This window comes from Clostridium sp. C8, assembly GCF_001010885.1.
Classification (GTDB): Bacteria; Bacillota; Clostridia; order Clostridiales; family Clostridiaceae; genus Clostridium; species Clostridium sartagoforme.
In genome coordinates this window covers 22,037-41,587 of the sequence record NZ_LBMX01000005.1, presented here as the reverse complement: position 1 = coordinate 41,587, position 19,551 = coordinate 22,037, and the positions used below count along the sequence as shown (strand labels likewise).

The following is a 19,551-nucleotide window of genomic DNA, read 5'->3' as shown; positions in this document are numbered from 1 at the left end:
TTATTATACACCTCCTATTAAAAATATCTTTGTAATACTTTACAACAAATAACTCCCATTATAGCAGCAATAGTACTTGCTAGTACTGCTGGAAGTATTATTGAGCCTGGATTACTTGAGCCACAAGCAGCTCTTATTGATATTACTGTTGAAGGTACTAATTGTATACAAGCTGCATTTAGCACTAAAAATAATGACATGTCATCTGATGCTGTTCCTTTTTCATTATTTAACCTGTCCATTTCTTGCATAGCTTTTATACCAAATGGTGTTGCTGCATTACCCAGCCCCATCATATTTGCTGTTATGTTCATAACTATTGCTCCTAATGCCTTTTCATCCTTAGCAGCCTCTTTAAAAATAAGCTTTAATATTGGTCTTAAAATCTTTGCAAGTTTATTCGTAAAACCACTTTTTTCTGCTACTTTCATTACCCCACACCAAAAACACATAAGTCCTACTAGCCCTAAAATTAATGAAACAGTTGAATCAGCAGAAGATATTATAGCTTTTGATATTACCTCTCCATTACCTGTTAACAATCCAATTAATACCCCTAAAAATATCATTCCAAACCAAATATAGTTTATCAAAATCTCACCTCTTATAAATTGCTTAGGCATATTAAAATGAATAATAGACTAAAGATATTTTACTATTGGTCTATCATTTATTTGATTTTGCCTTATACAATATATGCCTTGCATAAGGTATTTATTAGTGATAGGATAAATATATGTAATATTAATTATGTTTATATGCTTAAAGGAGACAAATTATGAAAGAAGCAAACTTAAAACTAGCTCAACAAGATATAGATGATGCATTAAAAACAGTAGATGATATGGTAAGCGTCATCGATGGAGATGACCTTTCTAAAGATATCTTAAAGGAAAAGTTTCTTACATTAACAGAAAAGGTTCAAGAATTGGAAAGTATTTTAAAAACTGAAGGAATTCTTTAATATTTATTATAAAAAAAACAACTTCGATAACGAAGTTGTTTTTTTATGACTTATAACTCACATTTTTTTGATTAGATAACCCACTTCTAATCTTAAGACCATACACTATCATACTTTCTCTTACACACAGTCGAAATTTGAAAACGTTTAATAATATATTGTCATAATTATACCATGATTTTCATCCGCTAGCAATACTTCAGAACAAAAAAGTATAAAGTTTACAATTAAGGGGATATCTACGATATCCCCTTACTAATACTATTTACAGCTTTCTCTTTCTATAAGCTCATATTCAAGAATAAACTGTGATTCATCTAATTCCTTTTTGTTTAACATTTTTATAAGCATTCTCATAGCTACTGATCCCATATCATAACTTGGTTGTCTTATAGTAGTTATTTTAGGATAGAAAACTGAAGAAACAGCATTGTCATTAAATCCTATAACGCTTACATCTTCTGGAACTTTTTTTCCACGCTCTCTTAGTGCATTTATTACACCCATAGCAATTTCATCGGATCCACATACTACTGCTTCATAAGCTTTATTGCTATTTTCGAAATATTCTACGGCCTCATACCCAGTCTTAACTTTTAATCCTTTTGTATATATTAAATCTTCATCTATACTGATATTTTTATCTCTTAGGGCATTTTCATAACCTATGTATCTATCACCCCAAGCATTCATACTATCCTTTTTAGCACCAGCATATGCTATATTTTTTAAACCTTTGTTTATAAGATAATTTGTAGCTTCTTCTGAAGCTTTTATGTTATCTATTATTACACTTGGTAAGCTTTCATCCTTATCTTTAGTTTCAACTAATACTGTAGTTAAATCTAATTCATTTATTATCTGTAAAGTTTCTTCTTGCAGTGATGAACTCATATATATAACTCCATCAACCATTTTCTCTTTAAGTACTCTTAAATATTCTTTTTCCTTTTCATCATCAAAGTCTGAATTACATAATATTACGTTATAATCGTAAATATTAGCAACATCTTCTGCTCCTCTAACTATTTCAGGATAAAAACCACTTGAAATATCAGGAACTAAAATACCTACAGTTTTTGTTTTTTGCGTCTTTAAGCTTCTTGCTACTATATTAGGTCTATATCCTAGTTTTTTTATTGCATCTAAGACCTTTTTTTTCGTATCCTCGTTTACAACATCTATGTCATTTAAAACTCTAGAAACAGTAGCAATTGAGACGCCCGCTTCTTTAGCAACATCTTTTATAGAAGTAGCCATACCAACATCACTCCATTTTTATTATAATCTTTTCCTTATTCTACTATATATTATCTATATATTATACTATTTACAAATAATTAATACAATATTCAAGCTTTCTCTTTATAATAATTTACTATAATAGAGTTAAAAAGTTAGAAGTTTAGTAGAAACTTCTAACCTTTTAATAAAATCTTTACCTATTTTATAACTTCTACTGTCATATTTAGCTTTTCGCCATTTATGATTGTTTCTGTATAATCTGCCTTTTCATTTACTGCAATCTCTTGCGTTAAAGTTTCTCTTTTTATTACATCAGAATATTTATTAATTACGCCTATTAACATATCATTATCTGAAATAAATAATTTAATTTTATCTGCAACCTCAAAGCCTTTCTCTTTTCTCATATTTTGAATCTTTGAGATTACTTCTCTTAAATGTCCTTCTTCTCTTAATTCTTCTGTAATAGTAGTATCAAGAACTATTCCTATTTGACCTTCTCCAGCAAAAGCATATCCTTCTAAACCTTGCATTGTTACTAGGACGCTTTCACTATTTAAAACTATTTCAGTTTCATTCACTATTATAGTTTCGGTTCCACCATTTTGAAGTTTTTGTGCTAATTCCATTTGATTTCTTGAAGCTATTTCTTTTCTTATTCCTGGAATTAACTTACCATACGCCTTTCCTAATACAGGTAAATTAGGCTTAATTTCAAAATTAACATATTGTGATAAATCAGCACCGAATTCTACGACTTTTATATTAAGTTCATCTTTTATTATATCACCATAATATTCTGGTATTACTGCTGTTGATAAAAGCATCTTTGAAAGCGGCTGTCTATTTTTTATGTTAGCACCATTTCTAGCACTTCTTCCAAGTTTAACTATTGTATAAGCTAAATCCATTTCTTTTTCTAACTTTTCATCAATAGCATTTTCATCATAAGTTGGCCATGTGCATAAATGTACACTTTCCACAGCTGATTCATCTAAGCCTACAACTAAATTTTGATAAATTTCTTCTGTTATAAATGGTACAAACGGAGCTGCAACTTTAACTAAAGTAGTTAAGACTCTATATAAAGTAACATAAGCACCAATCTTGTCTTCAGTTAAGTCTTCTGACCAGTATCTTGCTCTATTTCTTCTTACATACCAATTTGAAAGTTCATCTGTAAACTCTTCAATAATTAATGCAGCTTGAGTTATATTATATGAATTTAAATTGTCATCAACATCTTTAATTAATGTATTAAGCTTTGACATTATCCATTTATCCATTACATTTTTTGATTTAAAATCTTTATATTCTAATGGATTAAACTTATCTAAATCTGCATATAAAACATAAAATGAATATACATTCCAGAAAGTACTTAAGAACTTTCTTTGTGCTTCTTGAACATCATCAATAGAAAATCTTGTTGGAAGCCATGGCGCACTTGCTGTATAGAAATGCCATCTTGTTGCATCCGCTCCTTGTGAATCTAAAACCTCAAATGGATCTACAACATTTCCTTTTGACTTTGACATCTTTAAGCCTTTCTTATCTAACACGTGGCCTAAAACTATACAATTTTCAAATGAATTCGTATCAAATATAGCTGTAGAAATAGCTAATAAAGTATAGAACCAACCTCTTGTTTGGTCAACAGCCTCTGAAATAAATTGAGCTGGGAAGTTATTTTCAAATACTTCTTTATTCTCAAATGGATAATGTAATTGTGCAAAAGGCATTGATCCTGAATCAAACCAACAGTCAATAACTTCAGCTGTTCTTGTCATTTCCTTACTACACTTAGGGCACTTTAAGTGAACATTATCTATATATGGCTTATGCAGCTCTATATCTTCAGGAACATTAATTCCCTTTCTTTTTAATTCTTCTATACTTCCTATACATTCTTTATGGCCACATTCACATTCCCAGATAGGAAGTGGAGTACCCCAATATCTATCTCTTGATATTCCCCAGTCAATAACATTTTCTAAGAACTTACCAAACCTACCTGTTCTTATGTTATCTGGATACCAATTAATTTTATTATTATTTTCTAATAGCTTATCTCTAAGCTTAGTCATTGCAACAAACCAACTTTCCCTTGGATAATAAAGAAGTGGTGTGTCACATCTCCAACAGTGTGGATATGAGTGTGTATGCTTTTCAGCTTTAAATAACTTGTTATTTTCATCTAAGTATTTAACTATGCTTTCATCACACTTTTTAACAAACTTTCCTGCCCATGGAGTTACTTCATCTACAAAATTACCACTAGCATCTACTAGGTTTATGAAGCCTATTCCATTTTTCTTTGCAACAAAACTATCATCTTCACCATATGCAGGAGCTATATGAACTATCCCTGTACCATCTGATAAAGTTACATAGTCTCCATGAATAACTTCAAATGCCTTTCCTTCAACTTCACCAAAAGGAAGTAATCTTTCATATTTAGTTCCTAATAATTCAGTTCCTTTAAACTCTTTAATTACTTCATAGTCTTCGCCTAATACCTTTGAAGCTAAATCTTTAGCAAGTACTAATGTTTCATCTCCAACTTTCGCTTCAATATAATCATAAGCTTTATTTACACATAACGCTAAGTTTGAAGGTAATGTCCATGGAGTTGTTGTCCATGCTAATATATATTTATTTTCTTCTCCTTCAACTTTAAATTTAACTATAGCAGTTAAATCCTTAACATCCTTATATCCTTGTGAAACTTCATGTGAAGAAAGTCCTGTTCCACATCTTGGACAATATGGCATTACTTTATGACCTTTATATAAAAGTCCTTTTTCCCACATTTGGCTTAATGCCCACCAAACAGATTCTATATATGAGTTATGATATGTAACATAAGGCTGTTCCATATCTACCCAGTATCCTATTTGATTAGTCATTTTTTCCCACATGTTTACATAAGTAAATACTGATTCCTTACACTCTGTAACAAACTTCTCTACTCCATAACTTTCGATTTGCTCTTTCCCTGAAATTCCAAGTTTCTTTTCAATCTCAAGTTCAACTGGTAATCCATGAGTATCCCAACCTGCTTTTCTTATAACTTTGTATCCCTTCATAACTTTGTATCTTGGGATAATATCCTTCATAACTCTTGTTAAAACGTGTCCTACGTGAGGTCTTCCATTTGCTGTTGGAGGTCCATCATAAAATGTAAAATACTCACCATCTTGATTCATATCAAAATTCTTTTTAATAACATTATTTTCTTTCCAAAGGTTTGCTACTTCCTTTTCCATGCCAACAAAGCCCTTTGACAGTTCAACTTTTTTGTACATATATAAACTCCCTTCTTTTGATCAATTTATATTAAATATACTAGTTTAAGACTATACTTATCTTTATCATAACCCTTAATCTATATTTTACATTATTAACTATAGACTAGTAATTATTCACAAGCTGATTGCTACTAAACATAAATTAAATAAAAAAAACTTCGCCCAATAGGACGAAGATAATTCGCTATACCACCTAAGGTCATAAGTTTATCATAAAATTATGAAAAACTTTCTATTTCGAGTACAATCATACTCTATCCTTTAACGCTGGCTAACGTGAAAACTTAATTAGTAAATTTACCTTTCAGTCTCAAACTCCTAGGTGATTTTCCTTAATCTTCTCTATGACTTTCCACCAAACAGCCACTCTCTTAAAGTATCCAACTAAGTACTTTTCCTAATCACAGTCTTTAATTATTGAATAAGCTAATATAAATATAATCATTATGTTAATAATAATTATATTCTACTACAAAGTAGAATAATATAAAAGATTATATTTAGGAATATTTAAATATAATTTTCACAAAATAGTATTATCAATACTAAGCTAACAAATTTATAATTATCTAATAATTTTTATCTGTTAGTATTGACTTTCTTTATCGATAACTATATAATGTAATCATAAAGAATAAACAATAATTATTTTTTATCCCCTTTATTTTCCTTAGTCTATTTCTTAATACATTAGGAGGAAAACTAAATGGAAAATAGCTTAAATGAACAAGTCCTTGATAAAATTACTAAAGTTTGTATTTGCAAGGCAATACCAAGATCCAAAATAAAAGATGCAATCAAAGCCGGAGCTCACACCGTAGAACAAGTTTCAAAGGCAACTGGAGCTTGTACAGGTGGATGCAGAGGCTACAGATGTACCCCTACAATCCAAAATTTGATTGATAAACATCTGGAAAGTAACTAATATAGTTCCCCCAAACTATATTAGCATATAGATTATATCTCCCCTAAGCCACCTGTTATGGAAACAGGTGGCTTATATTTTGTTTAAATTTAAAATAGACATATGTAAGTTTGTGCTGACCTAAAAAGGACACCATAATAAATTAACCTTACATATGTCTAATATTTCATTTAAAAAAGTCTAACTGATAATCCATAATTTTTAAAAGTATCTTTTGTTATATCAATATGTTCTAATTCCTTATTCACAGTTTCATTTGCTGTTATGCTCTCACTTGTAAATTCATCTATTTTCTTCTCCACAAACCTTCGTATTCTTCTTGGAGTTGGTATAACAATTGCCTTAAATATCATCTAAATCCCCCAAATAATTGCTTTATACTATAATTATATTTGTATTTGAATTTTATATTCATAACTTAATGGTATAAATTTATGAATGAATTTAATATAGAAAAATTGTTAAAGAAAACTAAGCTTCATCCATTTTACCATCACCAATTAACTTGACTTCTTCAGCAGTTAATCCATATATTTTTATATAAAATTCTAACTGGAGTAGTGCTCAAAGTTTCTGAGCCTGTAGCTCCAGTTTGTTTTACTACGTTCCCATCAGCATCAATTAAGCTACCTGATAAAACTATTTTTTTACCTTCTTCATTAGCTGCAACTCCTGAATCTAAAACTGTACCACTAAAAGTAACTAAATTTACTGGAGTTGTTAAAATCTCCATTTTATTTGTATAAGTTGTTTTATAAAATTCATTCTTTCATTCCTCCTATTCATTTTCCCAAGGATTATTTTGGACTTTACTTGAATTGTTTAACTGTGATGCAATTGATGCACCAATAGAGATTGGATCTCCAGCACTACCTTTACCCGGTACATAACTAGACTGTTTCATTTTTTCTGTAGTTATAGTTTCTAATCCATCAGACCAATCTTTTGCTATAGAATCTATAACTTCTTTAGTCTTATCCAAATCTTTACCTAAACACTTTTCAATTATACTAGCAGATAACTTTTTATCTGCAACATACTTTATATCCTGATTTAAAAGGTCTTTTCTAGTATTAACTTGTCTTTCTCTAATTCTTTTTCAAGTTCTAGCACCTTCTTTTGTGCTGGATAAGTAACTAATTCTGGGTACTTTCCTTTTATAAAAGGTTCAAGTTCCTTTTCCAAGTTATTTTCCCTCCAAGTTTTTAAGATTTTTGAATGATACTTGTCATTTTCACTATCAATAAAAGTTTTAAAATCTTTATCATTTTTCATTTTCTCCTTAAATGCATCTAAGGTAAGTCCATTAGCTTGTAGTGATTTAGCTAAATCACTATTTTCTAGCAATGAATCTATATTTTCACCATCACCAGCTTTTTCTATTAATTTTAATAGTTCTTTCTTTAACATATATCCTCCTTATCCCACAAACCTCTATGAGCCTTGTGACACAAAATTATTTTGTTTAACAATAGTATTTTCCCCTACACATCTAAAGCACATAGGACGATTTTCAAGCAAAATAAAAAGCCTTAGTTTTCTAAGACTTTAATTATTTAGTATTTAAAAAGATTATATCTTAATTTATATAAGACATAATCTTTTTCTTTATTCTTTATAATAATATTTTTTAGAATTTGCAACCTATAATATAAACAACATATCCACATATAATACAAGCAACAAGGTATGATAAAATTATAATCACTCGTTTTGAAGCTTTCATATCTTTATAGTTAACTTTATAATCTGTAAGAAGAAATATTAAAACAAAAACTAAAGATAAAATTGGATATTCATCCAAAACTCCCTTGTGAAATAATCCTATGTGAATTGCAATGGGTAAAACTATCCATCCAATCCCTCGAACAAAATATATAAATATCTTTTTATTACATAAAACTTTAATATTTCTTATAAAATAATTAGTTTTCATATATTAATAAACTTACAATCTTTCTAAAATTAACCAAGCTGCAGGATATGTTGGCTTTAGATTTTGAATATGTGATACTCTTACACAACTAATACTCTTTTCTAAAATCATTATATACGATTGCGTCCACCAGTCCTCTGGCTTAACTCTTATATACTCAACTGCCCAAGTTCCTAATGCACCTACAAGACCCCATGGACTACCTAGCCCTAAAGTTGCTATTATCTTTGAAACAGCAGCGCTTGGCCCAAAATTAAGAATAAGATTTTCCAATGCATTCGGTGCCGTAGCAGATTCATATATCCTTTTTATATCAGACCTATACAAATATCTTTGTGCAATCATTTTTCCTTCAGGAAGACTTTGTGCAACAATTCTTCCTTCTGAAAGATCACTATTATTACCACTCATCATGTTAATTTGCTCTTGTTTAAAAACTGGATCTTTTAATTTTTCTTTATATTCATCAACATATTCTTTTGGTACTTGAGCAATTATAGTTTGTTCATCACTCTCAGAAACAATAACATTCACAAGTGAATTTTTTGCTGAAGTACTTGCATAAGTAGTAAATGGAACAGAAATAGACAGTAACCCTGCCATAAGTAATGTTAGCAATTGTTTTGTTTTAGCTTTCATAAAATCACCTCATAATTTATTTATAATACATGAATATTTTACTATAATTAAATGTATATTTTTGTCTAATATTGTATTAATTTCAATTCTTAATAAATATTTAATATTTTAGTGGGCTATAGTTCTAAAATTTAATGCTGATATCCTATAGATCAAGATAAAGTTTACTCTATCAAAAAACCTAAACAAGTATTGATTGATTTAGATTCAATTAATTGTGAAACCTATAGGAATCAATATGGTTTTAGGTACAATTTTCATTATTCCGCAAATGGATATCATCCATTAGTTGCATTTGATGGATTAACTGGTGAATTTGTCTCTACTACCTATTAATTCACATAAAGTTATTATATTAAACTTGTACTATTTAACTTTATAATATTGATTTAATTATATATATGTTATAATTTTATAAGATTTAATTTAAAAAGGAGATAGGATAAGTTATGGCAAGTAAGTTCTATTTACATAAGGGAAAGAATAAAAGAGCTGAGCAAGGTAGACCTTGGATATATATTGATGAAATAAATGAATATGATGGTGATTATGAAAACGGCGATATAGTTGAAGTATATAATCATAAAGGATTTTTTATAGGTAAGGGTTATATTAATGATAAAAGTAAAATTACTATAAGAATAATGACAACAGATATTGACGAGGAAATAGATTATAATTTCTTTAAAAAGAGATTTGCTAATGCCTTTGAATACAGAAAAACTGTTATAGATACATCATCTTGCAGATTTATTTTTGGCGAAGCAGATTTTTTACCTGGTCTTACTGTTGATAAATTTGAAGATTATTATGTAATTCAAATTTCTACCTTAGGTATGGATAAGTATAGAGATATAATAGTTAAGGTTTTAGTTGATGAGTACGCAGCTAAAGGTGTTTATGAAAGAAGTGATATCAAGACAAGAGAAATAGAAGGTCTTGAACAAACTAAGGGATTCTTAACTGAAGCTTTTGATACAAATGTTGAAATAATAGAAAATGGAGTTAAATACATAGTTGATCTAGAAAATGGCCAAAAAACTGGATTCTTTTTAGATCAAAAGGAAAATAGAGCTGCTATACACAGAATCTGCAAAGATAAGGATGTATTAGACTGCTTTACTCATACAGGTTCCTTTGCTTTAAATGCTGGTATTGCAGGAGCTAAATCAGTATTAGGTATTGATGTATCTCAACATGCTATTGATTGTGCTAGAAAAAATTCAGAACTTAACAATCTTCAAGATACTGTTAAATTTGAATGTCATAATGCCTTTAATATACTTGGAGATTGGTCAAGAGAAGGAAAACAATTTGATGTTGTTATTCTTGATCCTCCAGCATTTACAAAGTCAAGAAACACAGTTAACTCTGCAATTAGAGGCTATAAGGAAATAAACCTTAGAGGGTTAAAAATGGTTAAATCAGGTGGATACTTTGCAACTTGCTCTTGCTCTCATTATATGAGTGAAGAACAATTAAAGAAAACAGTTCAAGAAGCAGCTCATGATGCTAGAAGAACATTAAGACAAGTGGAAATAAGAACTCAAAGTGCAGACCATCCAATTTTATGGAACTCTGATGAATCTTATTATCTAAAATTCTTTATATTCCAAGTTATATAGTAATTTAAACAAATTCATTTAAAAAGCTATTATTTCATAAAATTATAATTGTGAAATAATAGCTTTTTAATTTTTAATTATTATTTATTATCTATAGAATTCTTGTGTTGCATAATAAGTATCTCCTATCTTAAAAACACCAATGCCTATACTACTAAAATTTGATGATAATATATTAGCTCTATGTCCTGGTGAATTCATCCAATTATCCATAAATTGTGTTGCTAAAGCAGAATCTCCTCTAGCACCTTGGATATAAGCAATATTTTCTCCCCAAGCATTATATGATACTCCATCTGCTTTCATTTGTTCTGTAATTAATCTACCTTGTGGGTCTTTATGATCAAAGTATCCTTTATCTCCCATATCTTTTGATTTTATTCTAGCATAGTATTCCATAGTTGTATTATAACTTAGAGCTGTAAGTCCCGCTGCTGCTCTTTCTTTATTTACTCTTTGAAAAATAGCTTGCTCAATTTCTGCTATATAATTACTATCATCTGAGGTTGATGGTTGTTGTGGAACCTCTGGCGTAATAGTATTAGGATTAACACTACCTCCTTGTGGAGCTTTAGGCGCTTGTTCTGGTTGACTCGGAGGTACAGTTTCGTTATTAGAATTATCATTATTATTTGGAACATTACCACCTAAATCAGGACTTCCATCATTATTTTCTTCATTAATATTTGGTTCTCCATCACTATTATCTGGTATCTCAGTCTCTTTATTTTTATCATTATCATTCTTATTTTTATCAGATGCAAGTTTTTTGTTTTCTTCAATATTAGTTGTGTTATTATCACCAACTTCATTTTTAGAATATGTATAGTATACTCCACCAGCCACTGCTATGGCTAATAATCCCGAAATTATAAGAGTAATTATTCTAGATTTGCTCATAGGAATTTCCTCCTTTAATTTAATCTTATGTACAATATTAATAATATCATAATAATAGATTACACTAAATATGAGTTACCTTGTAATTAATGAAAATGTTTTAATAAAAGGATAAAATTATTTACTATTGATAAATTTTAAAAATTAAGAACAATTAAATCTTTTCCTATAAAGGATATTACAATTATTTTCAAACAAAATAAAAGATGACTAAGTGTAATGCTTAGTCATCTTTTATTGAAATAAATTCTATAATTATAGGAGTTTAGTTTGTTTGTATATAATCCATACTATTAAAAGTGTGGAGCTTTTAATAGTATTTTTTCCGCTTAATTGATATTCATTATCAATCTAATATTATAATATAATCTTTTCACATTATTGTCAATAGAAAATTTAAAATAATTGAAATTTATTATCATTTACTAATTATAGATATAGTTTTGCTACTTTTATTGACTATGGGAACTATATCAACAATACTTTTTTTACAACAATATTTTAAATCCTCTTCTAAATTTAAAGCTTTCAATACATTATAATGCCTAGCATTTTTTATATACTGTACCACATCACTATTATTAGCATATATATATCTAGCCGTCTTTGCTATATCTGATAAGTTATGTTCATGACTTTGGCACAATAAATTTATCATATATCCTGAACATATAAAATCATCCATAGAAAATTCACCATTGGTTCCTGAATTTATAAATACTATATCCTCTTCTTGATTTTTTAATAATTCAACAACAGCATTAGCGTTTATCATTGCTCCTATTAATATTTTCTTTGCCTTTAAACTCAAATTAATAGCCCTTGTCCCATTAGTAGTGCTTAATATAATTACCTTTTGGTCTATCTTTTCTTTAGTATATTCTAATGGTGAATTTGTGAAGTCAAATCCTTCTATTTTTACCGCTCTTCTTTCTCCTCCAAGTAAAGATGGTATTCCTAATTTTGAAAGTTCCATTTTCTTCTTAAAAGATTCCTCTACGGTCAACATTGGAATGACTTCCTTCGCTCCATTGGCTAAGGCTGTAATAATAACAGATGTTGCTCTTAGCATATCTATCACTACCACAGTTTTATTTTCTAGATATTCTTCCTTAATATGATCCGCTGATATAATAACATCTATATTCATAAAAACCCCCCTCCTTATTAATTGTTGATTGTTAATTGATATAAGTTTTCCCTTGCCAAATATCATTATCTTCTAATGCTTTATCTATAGCATTTAACACTTCCCATTTTTTTAAACTCCACATAGGACCTATTAATAATTCTCTTGGGGCATCTCCTGTTAGCCTATGAACAACCATTTCTTCTGGCAACATAGAGACTCCTTCACATATTAAAGCTATATATTCTTCTTGGCTTAACAATTTTAACTCTCCGCTTTCATACTGTTTAACCATCTTTGTTCCCTCCATTAAATGAAGCAAATGAAATTTTATACCTTTGGCTCCTGAATGTGCTATATAATCAACAGTCTTTAGCATATCCTCTTTTGTTTCTCCTGGTAGTCCAAAAATTGTATGAGCTACAACTTCTATATTTCTTTCTAATAGCCTTTTTAAAGTATTATCAAAGACTTCAAAATCATATCCTCTATTAAAGTCTCTTGCCGTTTCATCATTTATAGTTTGTAGGCCTAACTCTATAATTAAATAAGTTTTTTTATTTAGCTCTGTTAAGAACTCCAAAACATCATTATCGATGCAATCTGGTCTTGTTGCTATTGATATTGCTACTACATTTTTTTGCTTTAAAGCTTCCTCATACTTTTCTCTAAGTTCGTCTACTGGAGCATATGTATTTGTGTAAGCTTGAAAATATGCAATTAACTTTCCATCCTTCCACTTTTTCTCCATCATATCTTTTCTATCTTCAAACTGCTTTGTTATTGATAAAATTCTACTTCCTGCAAAATCTCCAGAACCTCTTGCGCTACAAAAAGTACATCCCCCCGTAGCAACTTTCCCATCCCTATTAGGGCATGTAAATCCTCCATCTAGTGATATTTTATACACTTTTTCATTAAATTTATTTCTAAGATAATAGTTTAAACTATGATATCTCTTACCATTCCATGTTTTCATAAGTTCCTCCTAAAAAGTAAAAGTACAACTTTATTTTAAGTTGTACTTTTATTCTACTACAATATTTTTATATGTTAAGCCTTTTATGAATTAAATATTTTTTCAATTTCTTCCTCTTCCATATTTACTTTATAATTACCTATAACTTCTTTGTTTATATTATCTAATTTAGCCTTTCCTGTTACTTCAATGGTAATTGTATTTTTATCAAATTCCTTTAATGCTATGTTATACTTATCTTCTGGAAACATCTCATTAAATTTTAGCTTAATAAGATCACCTTTTGATGTGCTATAAACATTCATTCTATTTAATGAATTAGAATTTAAATAACTTACTATTAAATATTCCTCTTCCTTTGAGAAAATCAAGTCTTGTAACTTTATGTTATCTAAAATATCTAGTGATATTACTTTTTTTGCTATAGGCTTATCTAATACTTCTTCTAAATTGGTACTTCCTGTAATCCCCTTATCTGCTGATCCACCCGCTTCTTCTGATTGTGCTTGGGCTTGGGCTTCCTTACTTTCTTCCATATATGCAATTGATATAAATGATTTATTATCACCTATTGTTGAAATTGCTACCTTTTGGCCCCTATATCCTATTGATATAGGCCCAAATTTTTCATTTGGTGTTTGTTCTTTATAAAGCATTACTTTATTTTCACTTAAATAAATATCTCTCGGTAAGTTGTTTAATGTTAATATTAAATCACTTTTTCCCCCATCCTCTCCAATAACTCTTAATGATCTATCTCTAACAAAAACTTGTTTTTTGTTTATAGATTTAATTTCATCTATTTTGTATTCATCACCAATCTTAACTACCTTTATTGCATAATTATCTAAATCACATCTTGATTCTGATTCTGAATTCCTAACTACATTAAATAATATATATGCAGATCCTGAGGATTCTATTAAATTATCAGGTGCATAAGATATTATTCTTGTTCCTCCCATAGATATTTCTTTATTTTTACTTATAAGTTGATCTGTACATAAATTATTTGCTTCTTTAATATTATTCTCTTTCACATAGCTTAAATAATCCTTTGCTACTTCTGATGCTGCTTTAGGGTTAAATAAATCTATGTTAGCTTCTTCGTTAATTTCTTTTTTAGAACATGATAATAAAAAAAGATTCATAATTACTAATAAATAACACATTATTATTTTTCTATTCTTCATTTATAATACCTCCTTACATATTGTCCTTAAACTTATTTTCCCTAAGAATATATACCTTATTCATTTTTGAAGAATAAAAGTAACTCAATACATATATATTTGTTAATAGATAGAAATTAGGGGGATATATAAATGAAACGGGAACTTTCTAAAATTTTTCAAATAGCTGTTGTTTTCATAGGAACAATAGTTGGGGCTGGACTTGCTTCTGGACAAGAGATTAAGGAGTTTTTTACTTCATATGGAATATCTAGTTTTGTAGGAATTATAGCTTGTGGCATATTTTATGTAATCATGGGTACTATGGTTTCCAAAATAAGTATTAAGTATAAGTTAAACTCTTATGGAGATGTAATTAAAGTAGTTAGCCCAAATCTTCTTGGTAAAATAACTGGTGTTATCACTACTCTTTATCTCATTTCTAGTGCATCAATTATTTTAGCTGGTAGCGGAGCTTTAATAAATCAATTTTTTGGAATACCTAAGATAATCGGTTCTCTTATAATGATAGCCTTAGCTATATTTTTCCTTTTAAGAGATACTGATGGATTAATAGAGATAAATTCCTTTATTGTTCCAACTTTGGTAATAACTATCACTACAATAACCATACTATATTTTATGTTTTGCAAAGATATGATTTCATTAGAATTTTTGACTAAGTTTGAGCCTAAAAAAACAGGGATAACCTTATCTACTATTTTATACTCAGGTTATAATACACTTTGTTGTTTAGGAGTCTTAGTTCCTTTAAGTAATCAAGTTAGAAAGCCTAAAACCATGTTCTATGGAATAGCTTTAGGAGCTTTAGGTTTAGCTGCTTTAAGCTTTGCAATAAACTTCTTGCTAATGATAAATCAACCATATATACATCAATATGAAGTACCTTTGTTATTTGTGGCTCAGCGTTTTGGAAACATAATTCAAGCATTGTTACTAGTTGTAATTTGGTTGGAAATGTTTTCGACTGAAGTTTCTGATGTTTACTCTATAAGTAAGACATTAGATAATACTTTAAACATAGACTTTAAGAAAGCAATTTTCTTAGTTATAATTATTGCCTTTCCTATATCAAGAATTGGATTTTCTAAGTTAATAGGATCTCTATATCCTTTTTTTGGATTACTTAGTTTAGTATTTATAATCCAAACTATTTATTTTTATTTTAAACATAAACATGAGTTAAATTAAAAGTCCTAAATAATAAAACAAAAAAATTACACCTAAGTTCCAATTTTTTGGACCCCTGAGGTGTAATTTTTTCCAATTATATTTCTATATCATTTGCAAAGTTATCTCCAACATCCTTAACCTTTTGAAGTGTTTCAATCATATCTTGAATATTATTGGTAAATTCTTCTATATTCCTGTTAACTTCTTGTGATGATGATGCGTTCTCTGTTGCAATTGCTGCCAATGAATCAATAGTTTTAAACATTTCTTCTACAGACTCCACTTCACTATTTAATTGAGTTATTGATTTATTAGTTTCATCTGATACAACTTTAATTAGGTCATTGGCTTCTGAACTTATTTTTCTTACATTTTCTAAGTTAGTAGTTTCTAATTCTAATACGCTATATTGACTTTCTATGCTACCTACTAATGAATTTATTTCATCTGCAAAATATAATAAATTACTATTAATATCCTTTACCGCTTGTTGAGATTGCTCAGCAAGTTTTCTAACCTCTTCTGCAACTACAGCAAAGCCTCTACCTTGTTCGCCTGCTCTTGCTGCTTCTATTGAAGCATTTAATGCTAAAAGATTTGTTTGTGCTGCGATTCCTGAAACTAATGATACTATATTAGTTATATCCTCAGTTTTATTTTTAAGATTTTTACCTTTTTCTTTTACATTCATAAATGATTTTAAGGATTCCTTTATAGCTTCACTTGACTTATCTACATTAATATGACTTTGATTTATCTTTTCTACTGATTTATCTAGCTCTACTTTATTTTTATTTTCAGATTGTACAAGTTCTTTTAAAGCTACCATATTTTCATTGGTTTGTTTCACAAGAGTTTCAGTGCTTATTTCTTGTTGAGTAGCTAATTGTGAAACCTGTTCGGAGTACTCTGCTATTTCTCTAGTTGCTTCCTTCATTTTTTCTGTAGTATTGTACATATTGTTAGTAAATACTGACAACTCATTTATTGCAAGATTAGCAGATGTTGAATCCTTACCTATGCTATCTTTTAATTTTGATATTCCTAAATATATTTTTTCAAGCTTATCATTAGTTTTAATGCTTCTATCAATATCTTCAAAATTTCTATTTTCTATATTTTCTATTATGTCATTTAAAGGCTTCACTGTCATATATGATACAATAGCTGAAATGACTCCTGATATGCCCCCAATTAATAGACCCTTAGCCAATCCTGAAAGTGCTATACCAACACAAGTCATAATTATAAATATAGGCATAGTCATCTTTAACTCTAAGCTTTTTAAGCCTATACTTGATAAAGCTTTACTAAAATTATACTTTTTACTATGTTGAATAGTATTTTCAAATTTTATGTGTACTTTAAGTTCTCCCTTTTTTCTCTCTATCTCTTTTACTTCGATTTTTTCTCCAAAATATTTAGCACTTCCATGTAATAACCCTAAAAAATAATCAAATAGTTCTCTATCTGATCTATATGTAAAATATATGCTATCATTTGTTACCGGTTCCAATACCATTTTAGGTGGTTTTGCTCCCTTTATCTTCTTCATTATTATTGCATGTATAAAGTTAAGGGAATTTAAAAATTTATATAAATTTACCCTTTTAAAGAATACAGGATAGTCCTCTAAAAACTTATTTAAATTATTTTCCCCAATAATTTGCCATAATTTATTTATTGGAGTATCTACATTATTAGCTATAATTTCTATAAGTTTAAATATTTTAGTATCATCTACATCTTCTAAAGGTGTAAATACTATATCTTCCGACCAATCTACAGATTTTAAACTTTTATTTATAATATCATTTCCATACAAATCTCTACATGTTCTTATCCATGTAGAAACAACTGTGCCTTTCATAACCTACCTCCCTAATTTTATTTAATTTATAATAACACCGTTAAGATTATCACATATTTATATCTATTATACCTCTATTATAATAAAAAAAGAAGTACTGTCGAAGGATGTATATTTTTTTTATAAATACCTATTCATGATAAAAAATTAATAATACAAGATGGAAACTTAACAAAAAAACTCCCGTAGGAGTTTTAAAAATCAAATCATTTTTAATTGTTAATTTATTTATACTATATCATGTCATCCATATAATTAAATTTAGGAACTGTTGAATCGTAATGGTTATCAAAAGACCTAGGAGGTATAAATATCCTTTGAACATTTCTAGTGCTACTTCTTAATTCTGCTATTCTTGTTACACCTACATAAATATCTGATATTTTATACCAAGTTGCATAATCTACTATTCCTGTTTGCGGTAAATTAAATACTCCTTGGAATACTCTTACCGCCTCAGCAGTTTTCGCACCATATATCCCATCTTGAGCAACCTTAGGAATTAATGGATAGTTTTGAGCTATTCTATTTAAAAATTCTTGTACAGTCCTAACCGCATCTCCTGATGATCCTACTATTAAATCATATCCTGGATATGATTTTGGTACACCTTTAACCTGATCTGCAGTTACTAATTCTATATCACTTCCATAAAAGCTCGTTAGTATTTCATATGGAGTCTTGCCTTGATCCCCTAAGTATTTACTTCCCCACTGAGTCATCCATCCTGGACAAGATACATTTTTACCATCACAATATTGTGTTAATAACGGTTGCTTTCTTCCTATTCTTCTTACATAAGTTGCAAATATATCATCTACTACCGCACTAATGCTTTCAAATATATTTCTTCCAAAAGTAAATGCATGATCATAAGCTGTTGAATTTGTTATATCAAAGTTCTTTCCCTTACCCCTATACCATTCTGTATATATTCTATTTAATGTAAATGATACTATAGCATAAACATTTGATCGTATTGTATTTTCTGGCCAAGTTGAATATATTTCACATGATGCAACATTCTTTATATAATCTTTATAAGGGACTCTATAATTAGGTGCCGATGCATTATTGGGACCCCCAGCATGAACAACTATAAACTCAGGTACTACTGGTCTTTGTAAAACAACTCCACTTGTTGGAGGTGGCAATGGCTTATCTTCTTCCTCTGGAATCTTTTCTGGATAATTTCCATTTAAAACATTTGGTCCAATATTTATGATTTCCACTATATTTCCTTGTACTGCAGTTGGCGATGCATTGGGAGCAGTTGGTGAAATATTTGATGTATTCGGTGGAACATTTATAGTTTCAGTTCTATATGCTCTATTTAAAGATTCAATAAGATTGCATTGCTGTATAGCTAATTCCTCAGGGAAAATCTGACATCTATTTACTAATATACTTTGGAACCCTTCCTTCTCTACCCTTACATCATACATACTATAAGGCACCTGTCCTGTTGGTTGTTGTGAGTATTCCAAGGGAGGTGCATCTAATTCTATTATTTCGGATTCTCCCATAGAATCGGTAGATAAAACTATATCTTTTGTCTCTGGCCCACCAAATGATGGTCTTATAGTTATCTTTGAATTTTCAACAGGTAAATAAGTTTCATTAACAAAACATTGTACCTTTAATCTGCCTTTCTGAGCCATA

General features: G+C 29.1%; 17 protein-coding genes, 1 pseudogene and 1 other annotated feature. Of the genes and pseudogenes, 5 read left to right on the top strand and 13 right to left on the bottom strand.

What is annotated here, in order from left to right; genetic code table 11:
• Positions 1-17: 17 nt before the first annotated feature.
• Entirely contained in the window at positions 18-593 is a 576-nt protein-coding gene (locus AAT22_RS00545; protein WP_046999923.1) for a nucleoside recognition domain-containing protein, read from the bottom strand.
• 185 nt (positions 594-778) lie between these two features.
• Between AAT22_RS00545 and AAT22_RS00540 the strand changes: the two genes are divergently transcribed.
• Positions 779-964: a hypothetical protein gene (locus tag AAT22_RS00540; protein WP_016206919.1), complete on the top strand. Its 186-nt coding sequence runs from the start codon at positions 779-781 to the stop codon at positions 962-964.
• A gap of 261 nt (positions 965-1,225) precedes the next feature.
• Here the strand turns inward: AAT22_RS00540 and AAT22_RS00535 are convergent, their stop codons facing one another.
• Positions 1,226-2,224: a LacI family DNA-binding transcriptional regulator gene (locus AAT22_RS00535; protein WP_046999922.1), complete on the bottom strand. Its 999-nt coding sequence runs from the start codon at positions 2,222-2,224 to the stop codon at positions 1,226-1,228.
• 182 nt (positions 2,225-2,406) lie between these two features.
• Positions 2,407-5,517, bottom strand: a complete 3,111-nt coding sequence (ileS, locus tag AAT22_RS00530) for an isoleucine--tRNA ligase (protein WP_046999921.1) — start codon at positions 5,515-5,517, stop codon at positions 2,407-2,409.
• A gap of 166 nt (positions 5,518-5,683) precedes the next feature.
• Positions 5,684-5,934 (bottom strand) — a binding site (T-box leader).
• 292 nt (positions 5,935-6,226) lie between these two features.
• Between ileS and AAT22_RS00525 the strand changes: the two genes are divergently transcribed.
• Positions 6,227-6,445, top strand: coding sequence for a (2Fe-2S)-binding protein (locus tag AAT22_RS00525; RefSeq protein ID WP_046999920.1), 219 nt, complete (start codon positions 6,227-6,229; stop codon positions 6,443-6,445).
• Positions 6,446-6,615: 170 nt separating this feature from the next.
• Here AAT22_RS00525 and AAT22_RS00520 read toward each other — a convergent pair whose 3' ends face one another.
• The 4 genes and pseudogenes from AAT22_RS00520 to AAT22_RS00500 all read right to left on the bottom strand — a co-directional run bounded on the left by AAT22_RS00520 (position 6,616) and on the right by AAT22_RS00500 (position 9,020).
• Entirely contained in the window at positions 6,616-6,798 is a 183-nt protein-coding gene (locus AAT22_RS00520; protein WP_046999919.1) for a hypothetical protein, read from the bottom strand.
• Positions 6,799-6,959: 161 nt separating this feature from the next.
• The gene (locus AAT22_RS00515; RefSeq protein ID WP_052953881.1) at positions 6,960-7,178 is read right to left on the bottom strand and encodes a hypothetical protein; all 219 of its coding nucleotides are present in this window, start codon (positions 7,176-7,178) and stop codon (positions 6,960-6,962) included.
• A gap of 45 nt (positions 7,179-7,223) precedes the next feature.
• Positions 7,224-7,720: pseudogene (locus tag AAT22_RS19385) on the bottom strand (DUF4355 domain-containing protein).
• Positions 7,721-8,393: 673 nt separating this feature from the next.
• Positions 8,394-9,020 carry a hypothetical protein gene (locus tag AAT22_RS00500; protein WP_046999917.1) on the bottom strand — a complete coding sequence of 209 codons (627 nt, stop codon included), beginning with the start codon at positions 9,018-9,020 and terminating at the stop codon, positions 8,394-8,396.
• 147 nt (positions 9,021-9,167) lie between these two features.
• Between AAT22_RS00500 and AAT22_RS18705 the strand changes: the two genes are divergently transcribed.
• Positions 9,168-9,356 (top strand): transposase, encoded by a 189-nt coding sequence (locus tag AAT22_RS18705; RefSeq protein WP_083935675.1) that lies wholly within the window; start codon positions 9,168-9,170, stop codon positions 9,354-9,356.
• A 113-nt stretch (positions 9,357-9,469) separates the two neighbouring features.
• Positions 9,470-10,645 (top strand): class I SAM-dependent rRNA methyltransferase, encoded by a 1,176-nt coding sequence (locus AAT22_RS00495; protein ID WP_046999916.1) that lies wholly within the window; start codon positions 9,470-9,472, stop codon positions 10,643-10,645.
• Between the two features lie 87 nt (positions 10,646-10,732).
• Here the strand turns inward: AAT22_RS00495 and AAT22_RS00490 are convergent, their stop codons facing one another.
• The 4 genes from AAT22_RS00490 to AAT22_RS00475 form a co-directional block, all read right to left on the bottom strand.
• Positions 10,733-11,545, bottom strand: a complete 813-nt coding sequence (locus AAT22_RS00490; RefSeq protein WP_046999915.1) for a CAP domain-containing protein — start codon at positions 11,543-11,545, stop codon at positions 10,733-10,735.
• A 418-nt stretch (positions 11,546-11,963) separates the two neighbouring features.
• Positions 11,964-12,695 carry a 2-phosphosulfolactate phosphatase family protein gene (locus tag AAT22_RS00485; RefSeq protein WP_016206928.1) on the bottom strand — a complete coding sequence of 244 codons (732 nt, stop codon included), beginning with the start codon at positions 12,693-12,695 and terminating at the stop codon, positions 11,964-11,966.
• A gap of 31 nt (positions 12,696-12,726) precedes the next feature.
• Entirely contained in the window at positions 12,727-13,653 is a 927-nt protein-coding gene (locus tag AAT22_RS00480) for a TIGR01212 family radical SAM protein (RefSeq protein ID WP_046999914.1), read from the bottom strand.
• A gap of 83 nt (positions 13,654-13,736) precedes the next feature.
• Positions 13,737-14,846 (bottom strand): hypothetical protein, encoded by a 1,110-nt coding sequence (locus AAT22_RS00475; RefSeq protein WP_046999913.1) that lies wholly within the window; start codon positions 14,844-14,846, stop codon positions 13,737-13,739.
• Positions 14,847-14,978: 132 nt separating this feature from the next.
• Between AAT22_RS00475 and AAT22_RS00470 the strand changes: the two genes are divergently transcribed.
• Positions 14,979-16,037 carry a transporter gene (locus AAT22_RS00470; protein ID WP_046999912.1) on the top strand — a complete coding sequence of 353 codons (1,059 nt, stop codon included), beginning with the start codon at positions 14,979-14,981 and terminating at the stop codon, positions 16,035-16,037.
• Between the two features lie 76 nt (positions 16,038-16,113).
• Here the strand turns inward: AAT22_RS00470 and AAT22_RS00465 are convergent, their stop codons facing one another.
• The gene (locus tag AAT22_RS00465; RefSeq protein WP_016206932.1) at positions 16,114-17,889 is read right to left on the bottom strand and encodes a heme NO-binding domain-containing protein; all 1,776 of its coding nucleotides are present in this window, start codon (positions 17,887-17,889) and stop codon (positions 16,114-16,116) included.
• A 233-nt stretch (positions 17,890-18,122) separates the two neighbouring features.
• Entirely contained in the window at positions 18,123-19,550 is a 1,428-nt protein-coding gene (locus AAT22_RS00460) for a peptidoglycan-binding domain-containing protein (protein ID WP_046999911.1), read from the bottom strand.
• Position 19,551: the final 1 nt, after the last annotated feature.